Raw genomic sequence first — 15647 nt, forward strand, 5'->3', positions numbered from 1 at the left:
GTGACTGCACGTCGCTGTGGCTGTTGTTTAAGGTGTAGGTCCAGTTACCGTCGGCATCAATGCTGAAGAAACCGTAGTTGCCATCGGCGACATTGGTTTGCACTTGGAAKACCGCTTCGCCGTTGTCGACGTCGGTGACGGTTAAGGTGCCGGCCACCGTTTGTACTGTGCCTGGCARGGTGTCGGTATCGCCGTCTTCGGTGACGGTGCCRGCATCGCTGTCGCCGTTACCGASCGTGATGTCAGCGGGATCGTTCGCGCCGACAATGGTGATGGTCACGGTGTGGCTGGCGGTGCCATCGGCACTGGTGACCGTGATGTCACGGGTCAGGGTTTCACCYGCCTTGAGTGACTGCACGTCGCTGTGGCTGTTGTTTAAGGTGTAGGTCCAGTTACCGTCGGCATCAATGCTGAAGAAACCGTAGTTGCCATCGGCGACATTGGTTTGCACTTGGAAKACCGCTTCGCCGTTGTCGACGTCGGTGACGGTTAAGGTGCCGGCCACCGTTTGTACTGTGCCTGGCAGGGTGTCGGTATCGCCGTCTTCGGTGACGGTGCCAGTATCGCTGTCGCCGACTGAAATGGAAGCAGGATCACTAACCGGGGTGACGTTAATGGTTAATGTGGCTGTTGAACCAGTGTCAGTGGTGTAGGTGATGACTGGTACTTGGCCATTCCAGTTTTCATTGGGTGTGAAGGTGTAAGAGCCATCGGCATTGATGACTAAGTCGCCGCCTTCTAAGGAAACGGTGATGCCCGCTGTAACAGTATCGCCATTCACGGTGAAGCTGACCACAGATAGTTCATTATCCACATCGCTGTCATTGGTGAGCACGTTACCGGTGGCAACGGTATCTTCATCAACGGTATTAGTATCGTTGGCTAACGCAGAGGCATCATCAACAGGGGTCACATTAATGGTTAATGTGGCCGTTGAACCCGTGTTAGTGGTGTAGGTAATGACTGGTACTTGGCCATTCCAGTTTTCATTAGGCGTGAAGGTGTAAGAGCCATCGGCATTGATGACTAAGCTGCCGCCTTCTAAGACGACCGTGGTGCCTGCGGTAACGGTATCGCCATTCACGGTGAAGCTGACAACGGACAGGGTGCTGTCGATATCGGAATCATTATCAAGCACATTGCCTGTTGCTGCAGTGTCTTCTGCAACTGTGGCGCTGTCATTTGCAAGGATGGAAGGATCATCGACAGGGCTGATATTAATGGTTAGCGTCGCAGTTGAGCCCGTGTTGGTTGTGTAGGTAATGACAGGTACTTGGCCATTCCAGTTTTCATTCGGTGTGAAGGTGTAAGAGCCGTCGCTATTTAAAACTAAAACACCACCTTCGAGAGTCACTTCTGTGCCTGCTGCGTAGGTGGTACCGCTGATTTCGAAGCTCACAACACTTAGAGTAGAATCCACATCAGTGTCGTTATCGAGCACATTGCCAGTCGCTACAGTATCTTCATTGGAAGTGTTGCTGTCATTAGCAAGTGCTGAAGGTGAGTCTGCTGCAATGGTGAATTGTGGAATATTGACCGTCGTTCCAGTCAGTGCTTGGCCGCTTGTTGAGTAGCCTGAAGCTGCAATGGTTTCTGTGCCGCTACGGGCTAGAGTGACATAGCCCGAGTTACCATCACTGCCTGGTGTGTTGCCTGCTGCGGTTTCTGGTAGGTTCTGAGTTGGGTCTTCACCGGATGCAATAAGATCTTGTAATGCTTGAATTTCATCTAGGGCTGCTTCGTTAGCCGTGCCAGAGGCTGCTGCAGTAGTTTCACTGGGCGCGACTTCATTTGATAGCTTAGTGCCATCATCGAAGGTAATTTCATAGGTTGCGTTTTCGCCAATATGGAGCACAGCACCTTTAGGGAGTTGTTCGCCATCCTTAGCGGGTTGATTTGAACCATCAACTTCGACATTGATTTGCCCTTTTACTAACTTAAGCAAACCTTTCTTTGATGTAATTACCGATCCCATAGTAAGCTCCCAACAGCCAAAGTGTGTTAATCCATAGACGCACAAGTCCAACAAATATGTCGCACTGTGATACAAGTGGTGGAATTTTAGCTAACGAAACGACTTAAGTCAATTTTTTGACGCGCTTGTGTCGCCTGTTCTTATGCGGTTTTACGGATCTTAATACGCAAAAGTGACAATTTTTAGACCTGTAACTAGATGTAGTAGCTATATCTATAAAAAGGGCCGTATTTAGTACTTTTTAACTCTAAGATTAAGCATCGTTATAAGAAATTAATCTGGATTGGGGGAGTGGTTTTTACGGAAAAGAAGCGACACAATCTAGTTTTTAACATTTTGGCAAGTTAAGTGGGTTTTAATATGTCTGCATTGGCAAGTGCCGTGATCTTTCGTTACTCAAATCACGGCGACTAGGTTGCAGGCATTGTAGAACTACAGATTAACCGCCTGACGATAACTTTGATTTGCGTTACCTTGTTCACCTAACTGTTCTTGAATCCGTGCAAGCGCCAACCAAGAGGCTTTTGTGGGTTCGAGTCGGCAAACATTTTGCCAGCAGGTTCTGGCTTCTTTCATATCCCGTGTTTGCTGATAAAGTTTAGCTAAGCACATCTGGTAGTCGGCATTATTCTCATGGGTGATTTCATGCTTGAGTAACTGCTTACGGATTTCTGTATCTTGGGCTGTCGTTATTTCTGGAATGACTTCTAAAAGCGCTGATTCAGGAGCAGTACGTAATTTTTTCGAGAGTAGCTTCAGCGCTTGCTCTTTGCGATTAAAGCGGCATAAACCCACAGCATAAATCGCCAAAAACTCAGACTGATTGCGCTCACTGCGAGATAACCACTGCCAGCATTCTTCTAAGGCTTCTTCGCCTTTAATGGTTGCGGCTTTGAGTAAAGCGCAGTGAGTGATTACATTGAGTTCATTTAGCTGGGTGTCATCTAGGATCTGGCGCTTCTTCAAAATAGGTAACAATAGCTTGAGCGCATCCCAATCCTCTTGTGCTTGATATAACTCGAGGGCGAGTTTGAGTACCGGTGCTTTGCTCTTACTTGTGGGGGCTAATTTATCGAGCTCGGCGCGGGCTAAAGCTAACTCTCCTTGTTTTAACAGATATCGAGTACGCGTGGTTGCGACGGCATTCGCGGCCAGCGGTTGTGTTGCTGCACGGTCAAGATATTGATCACGCTCTGCTATTTTCTGTTGATATTGGGCAGCACGAGCCGCTGCAAGTAAATTAAGTGCAGGGAGTTCGCCATTGTCGGCGCCTTTTATCATAGCGCGTTCTGCTGCTGGCCAATCTTCTTCTGCCAGAGCCAATGCACCCATTAAGGTATGCTTTTTCGCGGAGCGACGGCGCCAGTGGCGAGGAATAAAACGGCTACGCAGCATGAGATTAATGACGCTAATCACCAACCATTCTAGTACTTGGAACATGGCATAAAATACAATTAAGGCAATGATCCCAAAGACTAAACTGGTCTCAATCTGGTAGTCACCTGCCGCAATGTATACATAACCTGTGTTGCCCACCAACCAAGGGCTAATGCAGAGCCCTATCAATATTATCCCTAAGAAAATTAATATCTTGATCATAATGGCACATCCTCTGATGAGGTCAGCTCACCATAGCTTGTCAGCTGTAATAGCAGAGGTTTTGCGGCAAAGGATTTCAGAGTAATAGGATCAAGTTCTAATGTCGCCAATTTATCGATTTTGGCGATGGCTTCAGCAGTGCTGTGATCTTGAGTATCAAAATAGGTTTGAATCCACTTACGCACCATCATTAATGATTGGTGATAAGCGGCTCTGTCGTAGCGGTATAACGCAAGTTGAGATTGCAGCAGTTTATGACGAATATTTTCAATCAGATACCACTGTTGCTCAGGAGCAAGTAAAGCGGGTGCATCGGCTGTTCTATGGCGTATGGTGATAAAGTCTTGGGTTAACGCTTTCCACGTCTTCCCTAAGTTGTTCTGCCAGTCATTTAAATCGCCAGTAATGTTTGTATCTTCAGGGGCATCGGTTTCTGCATCGGTGCGATTAAGTGGCAGCTTATCGAGTTGCTCAATTAAGGCATCGAGGGCTAATACACTACCATCAATATCTGTGGTTTTAATACTTGCAGTCGCGGCGATATCTTTTGCTAGAGCCTTACGAATAGGTAGCAAAGCGGGATTGTTCATGGCGGCGATGGTTTCATCCGCCGATTTTAATAGATCGGTGGCGGTGCGGGGATCTTTTTCTAACCAAAGTTTACGGCCCGCCATGTTTACTAGATATTCGGCTTCTGACGCCATCCAATGCGTTGGGCTGCGTTGGGCAAGTTTATTGATCCTGTCCTGCAGTTGATTTTGGTCTTCTGCCAATTTTGTTAATTCTTGATAGGTCTTAGCATCATTCAGTTGTTGCTGTTCAAGCTGGCCAATACGTTGGTTGGGTTGTAGCAGGGCTTGCTGTAATTGGTCCTGCAGGGCGATATTTTTCGCATCCTGCGCCAGCAGTTGCTGTTGCATCTGTTGGTACAGCATAAAACCACCGCCAAGGGTGCAAGCGGTTAAACCCAGCGCTAATAACACCCCAAAGCGAATCGCCCACGAGCTTCTATTGGATGCTGGCGTTTGACTCGGCGTGCTTGAAGGTGTGGCTTTGGCTGTTTGGGATTCAGAAGATGGCGCTGAAGTTACGGGCGTGTCATCAGTCGTTATTGATGGTTCAATAATAGAGGTAGCCTGTAATTCAGGGCTCTTTGCGTCGTGCTTGTTGTTATCCATTTAACAGTCCTTGAAAACATGCTACTGCCGAAATTCGAGTTAAATCGGGCTAAATAGCGCTTAGAGTTTAAGGGCGTTTAGCACGGCTTTGCTGTTGGCGGCATTGGCATTGGTGACTTGGGTTATACCAAAGGCGTGAGCTTGAGCTTCTACTCGGTTACTTGGGACTATGATATGACATGAGCGCAGCCATGCAAATAACTCTTTTGGCACTAGATTAATCAGGTTATCCAGTACTTCACCGCTGGTGACGACAATAGTGTCGATGCCAAACTCTTGCCATTGTTGTGCGATCTGTTGTCCATTGAGTGGTGGACAAGCCCGTTGATATACTTCCCAATAGCGCACTGTTGCCCCGCGCTCAGCCAGTCGTTCAGCTAAGGCTTCACGGCCACCAACGCCACGTATGATCGTAATCTGCTTACCTTTAATATCTTGCAAAGGCGCGAGCGTGAGTAGACCTTCGGTCTGCTGACAATCATCTGGGGCTTCGAGGGCTTCAATGCCGAGCTGATTTAATGCTTCCCAAGTCGCATGACCTACGGCGAAATATTGAGCTTGAGGCCAGCCTTTTATTCGAGAATGAGCGGTTGTTAAGGCATAGTCGGCAAAGCTGACTGCATTAGCGCTGATACAGATAATCATATCGGCGTGTGCCAGTGGGTGCGAGTTATTCGTTGTGATGGGCGGCGTTGCTTCGACACACAGTAGAGGTGTAACCCAATGGCTAATGCCTTGTTGATTCAAGGCATCGATCATGGACTGATTGCGCCCTTCTGGGCGCGTCAGTAAGACTTTCATCGACTTATGCTTTAGCGTAAACAGCGTCGAGTATGCTTTTTGCGCCTTTGCTCAATAGCTCTTCGGCAAGGGCAACCCCTAATTGCGTGGCGTCGGTTTTTGGACCTGTGATCACGCCTTCGATGATTTCACTACCATCAGGGTTACCGACTAGGCCGCGTAATGTCATCTCATCACCATTGATTTCGGCAAATGCGCCAATCGGCACTTGGCATCCACCTTCTAGGCGCGTGTTCATCGCGCGCTCGGCAATCACACGGTAGCGCGTTTCTAAATGTTCTAATGGTGCCAGTAGGGCCTTAACGCGTTCGTCATTGGTGCGACATTCGATACCCACAGCACCTTGGCCGTTGGCGGGCAAGGATTCTTCAGCAGAGATAAAGCTAGCAATCCGCTCAGACAATTTCAGGCGAATTAAGCCAGCAGCGGCAAGAATAATGGCATCGTATTCGCCGTTATCAAGTTTAGCTAAACGAGTGCCTACGTTACCGCGTAAATCTTTGATAATAAGGTCAGGGCGTGATGCGCGCAGTTGGCATTGACGACGTAGGCTCGAGGTGCCCACAGTTGCGCCTAATGGTAATTCGCTGATCGTTTTATATAAATTCGATACAAAGGCATCGCGGGGATCTTCGCGCTCGCAAATAACTTCAAGGCCTAAGCCTTCTGGGAAGTCGACGGGTACGTCTTTCATTGAATGCACCGCGATATCGGCAAGATCGTCTAACATGGCGACTTCAAGCTCTTTGACGAACAACCCTTTACCGCCCACTTTGGCTAGCGGCGTATCTAAGATAACGTCGCCCTTAGTGCTCATTGGCAGCAATTCCACCACAATACCGGGGTGAATGCGTTCTAATTCGGCTTTAACAAATTCAGCTTGCCACATGGCCAGCGGACTCTTGCGGGTTGCGATACGTATGCGGTTCTCAGACATGCCTAGTTTCCATCAAAGATCTTAGTTGCGCCAATGCTAACATTGGCAAATCGTTTATGTAAGGAAGCCGTATCGATTCTTTGAAGTTGGCGATGTTCTAGATACCGTGAAAGTGTGACGGGCTTCACGTTTAGTTGCTCGAGTTTGTAAAAGTGTTAACATGAGCACATTTCCCATAAGTGCTTAAGTGTTGTGTTTTTGAATGGATCGGCAAATACAGTTTCCTGATATAGCAGAAAGACTTAATAAGGTACGTATTGCACGCGCCCTAGCTTTGCTATCGCCGCTACAAAAACACTTATTCCATTTGATCCCTTTTTTAATTCACCAGAACGGTGTTCAGTATCCTGGCTATCATGCCGCCAATACGCCCTGTGGAATCAACGAGTATCAGGTTGGTGAGACAGAGTCCCAGGCCTGCGATGTGTTCTCGCTGCCTTTTACTACTCAAGAAGCGGATATCAATGCCTTTGAAGGCGTTTATGCGATGGGGAGTACTGGCAGTTTTGGTCAAAATGCCAAGAGCGATGTCGATGTTTGGTTAGTACATAGGGCCGATCTGTGTGCTGAGGATTTGGCGCTAATCAAGATTAAAGCGACTCGATTGACTGCTTGGTTTGCCGAGTATCAGTTTGAGGTGAATTTTTACTTAGTTCATCCGCAGCAGTTTTGTGGCGGTAAAGCCGTTCGTGGATGTCAATCAGCGATGGCCCATGAGCATAGCGGTAGTATGCAACATTGGTTATTACTTGAAGAGTTTTATCGCAGCCAAATTCGTTTGGCGGGTAAAACGATTGCATGGTGGCCAGACGCTAAACTCAATCCTGCGCTCTTGTCTCTAGGCGATGTACATGAATTACCTGCGAGTGAGTACTTTGGTGCTTCGTTATGGCAGCTCTATAAGGGCTTAGAAAAGCCCCATAAGGCGCTGATTAAAGTATTGCTACTCGAGGCTTATGCCAGTGATTATCCCCATTCAACTCTGCTTTGTGATCACTTATGGCAGAAAACGCTCGCCGGTGATTTTTCGACGTCGAATGATGCCTATTACTCTATCTATGAGATTATCGAAACCTATTTACTTAAGCAGAATGATACTCGCCGACTAGAGATAGTGCGGCGCTGCTTCTATTTAAAATGTGGCGTGCACTTGAGTCGAACCCAAGAGGGCAAAGATTGGCGTTATCCTAAATTGCAAAAGCTGGTGCAGGATTGGCAATGGCCAGATAGTCTGATTAGCACTTTAGACAATTGTGAACATTGGCATAGTGGCCAGCTCAATTGGTTTAACGAGCAACTGAATGAATTGTTATTAGCGAGCTACCAAACCTTATTACGCTTCGCATCGACACATGAGTTAAATGAAGGTTTGCGGATCGAAGATTTGGGAATGCTGACACGCAAGTTGCATACCTATTTTAGTCAAGATGAAGACCAAATCGCTAAGCTGAATCTGCTGTGGAGTGCTTCAGTCGCTGAGTCCGAAGTGACTATGGTCTCAAGCTCCCGCGAGCGCCAATATTATCTGTATCGACAAGGGCCTCAGCCACAAAATTTGTTAGGCGAGTCGGCAATATGTAAGGGAAAAACCCCTTCAGCTTTAATTATTTGGGCATGTTTAAATGGGATCTCGACGCCGAGTACTCAATGGCATGAATATGGTCAGAGTAAGGCAAAGTCGAAACGGCTTACCGAAGCTTCTAAGCGGTTACTGAATTTTATCGACCACGATTGGCGTGTATCTAAACGTGACTTATGTCAGCCATGGCATTTTCGTAAGCTGATTTTCGTGCTCAATCTGGATTGCGATCCCACCATTGAATGGCAAGGACAGGAAATGATGGTCGATGTGATGAATGCGAACGTGTTCTCACTCGGGCGTAAAAAAGCCAATATGCTTGGTGCGTTAGATGCGATTTGCTTGAATAGTTGGGGTGAATGGCAGTGTCATCGCTTCGAAGGCGATACCGCGGTATTGCAAGCTTTAGCCTTTGTAACGCCGGGGCTAAGACGGGCCAGTTTACCTGTGGATATGGATGTGATCAGCTGTTCACAGAAGTTACGCCCACAGCTTAAATTAGCAGTGAAAAATCTACTAAAACAAACCATGCGTTTGTGCCAACAAGTGCAGCAATCCAGCACCTTAGTGCAGCCACTGCAGATAAGTCGTACTCGCTATGGGATCTTTTTTAATCCTTTAGGTATGGCTTATCAGGACTTGAGCGATGCCAAGTCATTTTATCAACAGTTATCCCGCAGTCATCTTGTACTATTGCCGCGGCCTGAATTAGGTGACGATCCCTTTTCGAGTATGCCGAAAGTGGTGCAAAACTATGCGGCTAAAGGCGCGATTCAGTATTTTCTACGCCAACGGGTCGATAACTTGGATGTATTTATCCTCGATGAGGAAAATCAACTAAGCCATTACGTGCAGGCGGGATCAAATATGGCCGAGTTGGTAAATAAAGTGAGCCATCACTATGTGTTCGATGAGCATTATGCTTCACGGGCGCGGTTTAATATTCCGCAATTTTTCCATTTAGTGCGGGTAGCCGGAGAGTTAACGGTGGCGCCTTTCGGTATCGATGTTAGCGATCAAGACACTGAGTTTTAGCTGGTTTTTAACATAAATAATGGGAGCCAAGGCTCCCATTATTGTTTTGCACTACGACAGGCTTAGATTAGAAGCTAAGCTTAATGCCGCCTTGGCGCTCGATAGACTCTTGCACGAATGGCATAAACTCGCCGCCATTTCGTCCGTCCATCCATTTACCTTCAACAAAACCAAAGTGATATCCACCAAAGCGTGTGGCGACCCAAATCTCATGCAAAGGTTCTTGCTTGTTGATCACTATCTTAGAGCCATCAACAAATTCTAATTGCAATACGTTGCCACTGGCATCGATATCAAGATCGGCATCTTGATCATCAATCGCAGTTTCAATCGCATTTTCTATGGCTTGGAACATGTCATCGGCGAGCTGGTGAAATTCTGTATCTGTCATGGCCATGCATTTCTGTCCTTTGCTTTCGTCAAGATGGGTGCGATTATAAGGCCATTAGTCACCAGATGCACAGATGTTGAGAAAAATGAGACTGTTTTTATTGTTATTGCTTGGTAGCCTATTCATTACTGCATGCGGCCAGAAGGGCCCCCTCTATCGATCTCCGGCCACAGAGGTGAATCAGCCTAAAAAGGTTGAGGCGTCTAAACCTGAGCCTGAAGTAGAAGAGATTAAAACCGAAATTCGAGCCATCGAAGTACAAAAAACACAACAATAATAGCAGCTATAACTATCATCACTATCGCAGCGATAAAGCGCAGTAAGGAATCAGACATTGGATCACTTTCTCTACCAACAAAATGCCCTGCACGCAGAAGGCTGCCAGGTCGCCGACTTAGCTCAAACCTATGGTACGCCGCTGTATATCTATTCCCGCGCCACGCTAGAGCGCCATTGGCATGCCTTTAATAACGCCGTGGCAGATCATCCACATTTGATTTGTTACGCGGTTAAAGCTAATTCGAACTTGGCCGTACTGAATGTGTTAGCACGTTTAGGCAGTGGTTTTGATATCGTTTCGGGTGGCGAGTTAGCAAGAGTGATTGAAGCGGGCGGCGATCCCGCTAAAGTGGTGTTCTCTGGCGTGGGTAAAACTGCGGCCGAAATGGAACAGGCACTTAATCTGGGCATTTATTGCTTTAACGTCGAGTCGAGCGCCGAGCTTGAGCAGTTAAATTTGGTCGCAGGTCGTTTAGGTAAAGTGGCGCCAGTTTCCTTGCGAGTCAATCCCGATGTGGATGCGGGTACTCACCCCTATATTTCGACTGGTCTTAAAGAAAATAAATTCGGTATCGCTATGGATGAGGCCGAAACCGTCTTCGCCCGTGCCCATGCTTTGCCACATTTAAAAGTGAAAGGTGTCGATTGCCATATCGGTTCGCAATTGACAGAAATTCAACCTTTCCTCGATGCAATGGATCGTATGCTAGCGTTGATCGATCGTCTGGCTGAACAAGGTATCGTCATCGAGCATTTTGATGTGGGTGGCGGTTTAGGTGTGACCTATGATGCTGAAACCCCGCCGCACCCTGATGTGTATGCCGCCGCCATATTAGCGCGTTTGGGCGACCGTCAACTTAAGCTGATCTTCGAACCGGGCCGTGCGATTGCCGCCAATGCGGGGATTTTTGTTACTCAGGTGCTTTATCTGAAAGAAAACAGCGACAAGCGTTTTGCGATTGTCGATGGCGCGATGAATGACTTAATTCGCCCAGCACTTTACAGCGCATGGCAAAATATTATCCCAGTCGTGCCAAGGGACTCTGAGGCCTATGAGTTTGATATTGTTGGTCCAGTCTGCGAAACAGGTGACTTTTTAGGTAAAGATCGCAAGCTGGCTTTAGTGGCAGGGGATTTACTGGCAGTGCGTTCGAGTGGTGCCTATGGTTTTGCGATGGCCTCTAACTACAACACGCGTCCTCGTGCGGCCGAAGTCATGGTCGATGGTGAGCACGCTTTCTTAGTGCGTGAGCGAGAAAAATTGTCTCAGCTCTGGCAAGGTGAGCAACTCCTGCCGTAAACTAGAAAAATTATATTGATTCAGGCGCTTGGTTTCATACTTAATGAGCGGCGCCTCGGCTTAAAGGATAAGTATCTTGATCCAATTCACTAAGATGCACGGACTGGGTAACGATTTTATGGTGGTCGATGGGGTCACGCAGAACGTGTTCTTTTCGCCTGAGCAGATCCGCCGTTTAGCCGACCGTAACTTTGGCATAGGTTTCGATCAATTACTGTTGGTTGAGCCACCCTATGATCCCGATTTAGATTTTCATTATCGCATCTTCAATGCCGATGGTACTGAAGTCGAACAATGCGGTAATGGCGCCCGCTGTTTTGCCCGTTTTGTGCGCAATAAAGGATTGACCAATAAGAGTAAAATCCGTGTTAGTACTTCATCAGGTAAGATGACTCTGCGTTTAGAGCGAGATGGCACAGTTACCGTGAATATGGGCGTGCCTATTCTTGAACCAAGTCTGATCCCCTTTAAAGCCAAGAAAGCCGAAAAAACCTATTTACTGCAAACACCACTGCAAACCTTTTTATGTGGCGCGGCTTCTATGGGCAATCCCCATTGTGTGCTCGACGTTGAAGATGTGGCGAGCGCCGCTGTTGCTGAAATTGGTGCCATGCTCACTAAGCATGAGCGCTTTCCCCGTGGTGTGAATGTGGGATTTATGCAAGTAGTGGATTCGGGCCACATTAAGCTGCGGGTGTATGAACGTGGTGCGGCCGAAACTTTGGCCTGTGGCACTGGCGCGTGTGCAGCTGTGGTTGTAGGTCAAGTGCAAGGGAAGCTCGGCCAGCAAGTGCGGGTGGATTTACCCGGCGGTACTTTAACCATCAACTGGGAAGGCGAGGGGAAACCTTTGTGGATGACGGGCCCAGCGCAGCATGTTTACGATGGACAAATTCAGTTATGACAGAGCCTTTGATGCCGCAGACGAATGTGCCCTTTGATGAGTTGATTATTCGCGAGTATCTGCTGGATAATCCTGATTTTTTCAATCGCTATCCTGAGCTATTGCTGGCAATGCGTCTGCCCCATCTGGAGCGTGGCGCCATCTCTTTGGTGGAACGTCGTCAAGAAATGCTGCGCCAGCGAGTCAGCCAGTTGGAAGAAGAGATCACCTGTCTGTTAACGATGGCGGCGCGCAACGAGAAAATTTACCAATTCAATACTGAGTTATCCTTCCAGCTACTGAATTGTGCCGATCTTGTGTCACTCAAAGAAGTGTTGGCCGACAGTTTAAAATTACAGTTTAATTTCAGTCATGTGCGTTTGATCAGCGTTCTCGATGCCGATATGAAGGCAATATGGGATCAAAGGCTGCATAAAGGTCACTATTTTGGTCGGCTAACGCAACAAGAAGCCAAACGGTTATTTGGTAGCGAAGTGGGTTCGGTGGCACTGACTAAATTGTCGGAAGACAACCCGGTGATTTTTGCCATTGCTAGCCAAGATGTCACCCATTTTCATCCTGATATGGATAACATGCTGCTGGAACAGTTGCGGCGTTTACTGGCGCATATGCTTGCCAAGCTGTAACGGCCGTTGAGCGATTTTGCTCACCCAAGGCTTGGCAAAACCCACGAGGAAACCGATATGAGTACGCAAACAGGCGAAGTGTCGGCATTAAATACTCAATGGTTACAAACCTTTGAACGTTATCTGAGTACCGAGCGGCAGTTGTCGGCCCATACAGTACGGAATTACCTTTACGAGCTTAATCGCGGTAGCGATCTCTTGCCCGAAGGCGTGCATTTACTCAATGTGAGCCGCGAGCATTGGCAGCAAGTGTTAGCCAAATTGCACCGCAAAGGTTTAAGCCCACGATCGCTTTCTCTGTGTTTATCGGCGGTAAAACAATGGGGTGAATTTTTGCTGCGCGAAGGCGTGATTGAGCTTAATCCCGCCAAAGGCTTAAGTGCCCCCAAACAAACCAAACCTCTGCCGAAGAATATCGATGTCGATGCCATCAGTCACTTGCTGGACATTGAAGGTACAGATCCGCTGAGTCTGCGGGATAAAGCCATGATGGAGTTGTTTTATTCCAGTGGTTTACGTTTAGCGGAACTCGCCGCACTTAATTTATCCAGTGTGCAATATGATTTGAAAGAAGTGCGAGTCTTAGGTAAAGGCAATAAGGAGCGTATCGTCCCTGTCGGTCGTTTAGCGATTACTGCGCTGCAGAATTGGCTCAATTGCCGAAAGCAGATCCCCTGTGAAGATAACGCCTTATTTGTGACAGAAAAAGGCAAGCGACTTTCCCATCGCAGTATTCAGGCGCGCATGGCTAAATGGGGTCAAGAGCAGGCATTATCGGTGCGAGTACATCCCCATAAGCTGCGTCATTCCTTTGCCACTCACATGTTAGAAGCGAGCGCCGACTTGCGGGCGGTGCAAGAATTATTGGGTCATGCGAACCTAGCGACCACACAAATTTACACCAGTTTGGATTTCCAACACTTAGCGAAGGTGTATGATAACGCCCATCCTAGAGCGAAAAAAACACAGGATAAATAATGCGTTGCTATCTTAGGCCTCAACATATTCAAGCGATCAGTTTCGATCTCGACGATACCTTGTACGACAATCTGCCGCATATTTTAAATGCCGAGGCTGAGCTGGCGACGTTTCTGTTGCAGACTTATCCATTATCGCAGGTGTGGCAACCCCATGATTGGCGCAGGCTAAAACTGCAACTTTTGCAGCAAAATCGTGAGCTCGCCCACGATACTAGCGCCGCCCGTTTAGCTACGCTTCGCCAAGGCCTAATACAATTAGGGTATTCAGCGACTGAAGCCGAACGCGGCGCCGAGCAAGGATTAGCATGCTTTTATTTTTACCGCAGTCATTTCCAAGTGTCTGACGAAGTGCTCTTATTACTCAAGCGCTTATCGCAGCATTTTAGATTAGTCGGGATCACCAATGGCAATGTGGACGCAGAGCGGATTGGTTTAGGGGAAACTTTCGAGTTTGTGTTGCATCCAGGTAATGGCGTGCATATGAAACCCGCTAAAGACATGTTCGCATTAGCTTGCTCGCGGTTAAAGATTGCACCGCAACATTTACTGCATGTTGGCGACAGCATGAATGCCGACGTTCGTGGTGCTCGATTGGCGGGGTGCCAGTCTGTGTGGCTAAATCCCAGTTTTGGTCGAGTCGATTCCTTACCGATAGCCGCCTTGTTGCCCCATTTAGAAATCGCCTCCCTCGACGCTTTGATAAAAGTATTGGCTATCGACGCAAACTAGCTTAGCGTGCATTTTTAATCTGTATCTTTGGGTGATTGAGATCAAGGTTTGCCAGCCAAATTTGCACTAAAGTTAAGTTTTATATCACTAAAGTCACTGACTAAGGCTATTTTATGGCGCGTATCGGGTTGTTATTACTGCTCTCTTTATGTTGGATCGCACCGGTATCGGCCCATGAGATCCATTCAGGTGGCGGTTTCATGTCGGGTTTTAATCATCCCGTATTGGGCTTCGATCACTTGCTGGCTATGTTGAGTGTGGGCATGTTGAGCACCCAGCTCGGTGGCCGCGCGATTTGGACTGTCCCCTTAGCATTTGTCACCTTTATGTTAGTGGGCGGGATTTTAGGTTTATATGCGATTGCCGTTCCCTTTGTTGAAATAGGTATTGCCCTCTCTGTGTTGTTGCTCGGTCTTGCTATCGCCTTCGACCGTCAAATCCCATTGTTATTCGCCATGGCCTTTGTGGGTGTATTCGCGATTTTTCATGGTCACGCCCACGGCGCTGAAATGCCGGAATTGGCCAGCCCAGTCCTGTATGCCCTAGGATTTTTATTTGGTACAGCAGTCATCCATTTAGGCGGCGTAATGATAGGCCTTGGAATGCAGCGGATGACAGGGCAACGCAATTTAATGCGCGTTACTGGCGTGGCGATTGCGGCCATGGGCGGCTATCTATTAGCAGGTTTTTAAAGTAATAACAGGATGTTAGATTTACTGGATTAACGCGCCTTGAGTTGCTTCATGCAAAGATGGGCGCGGCGTAGCAGTAGATTGACTTGCCGACGGCTCGCGTGCATGTCGGCATCTCCCACTCTAAAATAACTCCCTGTGTAAGGATCGCTGCCTACGTAGATAGGTTTTAGCTGCTCAGGCGCCAGCGGTACGCGGATACGAATCAGCTTTTTATTCATAATTTCAATAATCTGCACATCTGAAATCGCTAAAAGATTGTGACTAGTGCGACTCGGGTCATCGAGTATTTCCCAAAATTCTTGTAGAACAGGAAGCGGGTTGGGAATGCCTTCAATACTGAAATGGCCACGTTCTTCGCGTACCCCTAGGATGATCTCGCCACCCAAAGTGTTGGCAAAAGAGCTATAAGTCGCCCAAATGTCTTCGGGTAATTGACCTTGGCCATCGCGGCCACCTGCGAGTTTAAATTCTACTTGGGCCGATTCGTGCAAATTGGCAATATCATCGAGTGCAAATGATTGAAATGTCATGGCAGCTTATCCGTCAGCGACACATGACTTGTTGTAGCACGTCAACAATTGAAAGGCCAGACTTAGGTCTGGCCTCAAGGTTAAGCGGATGATCTGTAATTTGGAGCCG

15 protein-coding genes are annotated in these 15647 nt (G+C 47.7%); 8 read left to right on the forward strand and 7 right to left on the reverse strand.

Going from position 1 to position 15647, the window contains the following annotated elements:
- The 5 genes from L5L97_RS17180 to hemC form a co-directional block, all read right to left on the reverse strand.
- Positions 1–1975: retention module-containing protein (locus L5L97_RS17180; protein ID WP_263187176.1), on the reverse strand; the 1975-nt coding region annotated here is incomplete at its 3' end.
- 432 nt (positions 1976–2407) lie between these two features.
- Complete coding sequence (locus tag L5L97_RS17185) at positions 2408–3574, reverse strand: heme biosynthesis HemY N-terminal domain-containing protein (RefSeq protein ID WP_263142979.1); 1167 nt, start codon at positions 3572–3574, stop codon at positions 2408–2410.
- Positions 3571–4752, reverse strand: coding sequence for a uroporphyrinogen-III C-methyltransferase (locus L5L97_RS17190; protein WP_263183090.1), 1182 nt, complete (start codon positions 4750–4752; stop codon positions 3571–3573). Before L5L97_RS17190 ends, L5L97_RS17185 begins: the two co-directional genes overlap by 4 nt.
- Positions 4753–4812: 60 nt before the next feature.
- A complete protein-coding gene (locus L5L97_RS17195) occupies positions 4813–5553 on the reverse strand; it encodes a uroporphyrinogen-III synthase (protein ID WP_263142975.1) in 741 nt (246 codons plus the stop codon).
- A 4-nt stretch (positions 5554–5557) separates the two neighbouring features.
- A complete protein-coding gene (gene hemC / locus L5L97_RS17200) occupies positions 5558–6490 on the reverse strand; it encodes a hydroxymethylbilane synthase (protein WP_105250441.1) in 933 nt (310 codons plus the stop codon).
- Positions 6491–6692: 202 nt separating this feature from the next.
- Between hemC and L5L97_RS17205 the strand changes: the two genes are divergently transcribed.
- Positions 6693–9104, forward strand: coding sequence for a class I adenylate cyclase (locus tag L5L97_RS17205; RefSeq protein ID WP_263183093.1), 2412 nt, complete (start codon positions 6693–6695; stop codon positions 9102–9104).
- 67 nt (positions 9105–9171) lie between these two features.
- Here L5L97_RS17205 and cyaY read toward each other — a convergent pair whose 3' ends face one another.
- Complete coding sequence (cyaY, locus tag L5L97_RS17210) at positions 9172–9501, reverse strand: iron donor protein CyaY (protein WP_131523369.1); 330 nt, start codon at positions 9499–9501, stop codon at positions 9172–9174.
- A gap of 79 nt (positions 9502–9580) precedes the next feature.
- Between cyaY and lptM the strand changes: the two genes are divergently transcribed.
- From lptM to L5L97_RS17245, 7 genes are all read left to right on the forward strand, one after another.
- A complete protein-coding gene (gene lptM, locus L5L97_RS17215; RefSeq protein ID WP_168825920.1) occupies positions 9581–9772 on the forward strand; it encodes an LPS translocon maturation chaperone LptM in 192 nt (63 codons plus the stop codon).
- Between the two features lie 57 nt (positions 9773–9829).
- The gene (gene lysA / locus L5L97_RS17220; protein ID WP_131523370.1) at positions 9830–11074 is read left to right on the forward strand and encodes a diaminopimelate decarboxylase; all 1245 of its coding nucleotides are present in this window, start codon (positions 9830–9832) and stop codon (positions 11072–11074) included.
- A 76-nt stretch (positions 11075–11150) separates the two neighbouring features.
- Positions 11151–11978, forward strand: a complete 828-nt coding sequence (dapF, locus tag L5L97_RS17225; RefSeq protein WP_105250436.1) for a diaminopimelate epimerase — start codon at positions 11151–11153, stop codon at positions 11976–11978.
- On the forward strand, positions 11975–12604 hold the full coding sequence (locus L5L97_RS17230) for a DUF484 family protein (protein ID WP_263183097.1): 630 nt from the start codon (positions 11975–11977) through the stop codon (positions 12602–12604). Before dapF ends, L5L97_RS17230 begins: the two co-directional genes overlap by 4 nt.
- A 57-nt stretch (positions 12605–12661) precedes the next feature.
- Positions 12662–13582 carry a tyrosine recombinase XerC gene (xerC, locus tag L5L97_RS17235; RefSeq protein ID WP_131523372.1) on the forward strand — a complete coding sequence of 307 codons (921 nt, stop codon included), beginning with the start codon at positions 12662–12664 and terminating at the stop codon, positions 13580–13582.
- Positions 13582–14313: an HAD-IA family hydrolase gene (locus tag L5L97_RS17240; protein WP_263183098.1), complete on the forward strand. Its 732-nt coding sequence runs from the start codon at positions 13582–13584 to the stop codon at positions 14311–14313. Before xerC ends, L5L97_RS17240 begins: the two co-directional genes overlap by 1 nt.
- Positions 14314–14426: 113 nt before the next feature.
- Positions 14427–15005: a HupE/UreJ family protein gene (locus L5L97_RS17245; protein ID WP_113940843.1), complete on the forward strand. Its 579-nt coding sequence runs from the start codon at positions 14427–14429 to the stop codon at positions 15003–15005.
- 29 nt (positions 15006–15034) lie between these two features.
- Here L5L97_RS17245 and L5L97_RS17250 read toward each other — a convergent pair whose 3' ends face one another.
- Positions 15035–15538 (reverse strand): helix-turn-helix domain-containing protein, encoded by a 504-nt coding sequence (locus L5L97_RS17250; RefSeq protein ID WP_105250431.1) that lies wholly within the window; start codon positions 15536–15538, stop codon positions 15035–15037.
- Positions 15539–15647 lie beyond the last annotated feature (109 nt).

The sequence above is a fragment of the Shewanella sp. SM71 genome (assembly GCF_025653905.1).
In the GTDB taxonomy this organism is placed as follows: Bacteria; Pseudomonadota; Gammaproteobacteria; order Enterobacterales; family Shewanellaceae; genus Shewanella; species Shewanella oncorhynchi.

Excerpts from the sequence above, each read along its gene's own strand:
- cyaY (WP_131523369.1), bottom strand. The coding sequence starts at position 9,501 with ATGGCCATGACAGATACAGAATTTCACCAGCTCGCCGATGACATGTTC.
- xerC (WP_131523372.1), top strand. The coding sequence starts at position 12,662 with ATGAGTACGCAAACAGGCGAAGTGTCGGCATTAAATACTCAATGGTTA.
- L5L97_RS17245 (WP_113940843.1), top strand. The coding sequence starts at position 14,427 with ATGGCGCGTATCGGGTTGTTATTACTGCTCTCTTTATGTTGGATCGCA.
- L5L97_RS17195 (WP_263142975.1), bottom strand. The coding sequence starts at position 5,553 with ATGAAAGTCTTACTGACGCGCCCAGAAGGGCGCAATCAGTCCATGATC.
- L5L97_RS17230 (WP_263183097.1), top strand. The coding sequence starts at position 11,975 with ATGACAGAGCCTTTGATGCCGCAGACGAATGTGCCCTTTGATGAGTTG.
- lptM (WP_168825920.1), top strand. The coding sequence starts at position 9,581 with ATGAGACTGTTTTTATTGTTATTGCTTGGTAGCCTATTCATTACTGCA.
- hemC (WP_105250441.1), bottom strand. The coding sequence starts at position 6,490 with ATGTCTGAGAACCGCATACGTATCGCAACCCGCAAGAGTCCGCTGGCC.
- L5L97_RS17205 (WP_263183093.1), top strand. The coding sequence starts at position 6,693 with ATGGATCGGCAAATACAGTTTCCTGATATAGCAGAAAGACTTAATAAG.
- L5L97_RS17250 (WP_105250431.1), bottom strand. The coding sequence starts at position 15,538 with ATGACATTTCAATCATTTGCACTCGATGATATTGCCAATTTGCACGAA.
- L5L97_RS17190 (WP_263183090.1), bottom strand. The coding sequence starts at position 4,752 with ATGGATAACAACAAGCACGACGCAAAGAGCCCTGAATTACAGGCTACC.
- L5L97_RS17240 (WP_263183098.1), top strand. The coding sequence starts at position 13,582 with ATGCGTTGCTATCTTAGGCCTCAACATATTCAAGCGATCAGTTTCGAT.
- L5L97_RS17185 (WP_263142979.1), bottom strand. The coding sequence starts at position 3,574 with ATGATCAAGATATTAATTTTCTTAGGGATAATATTGATAGGGCTCTGC.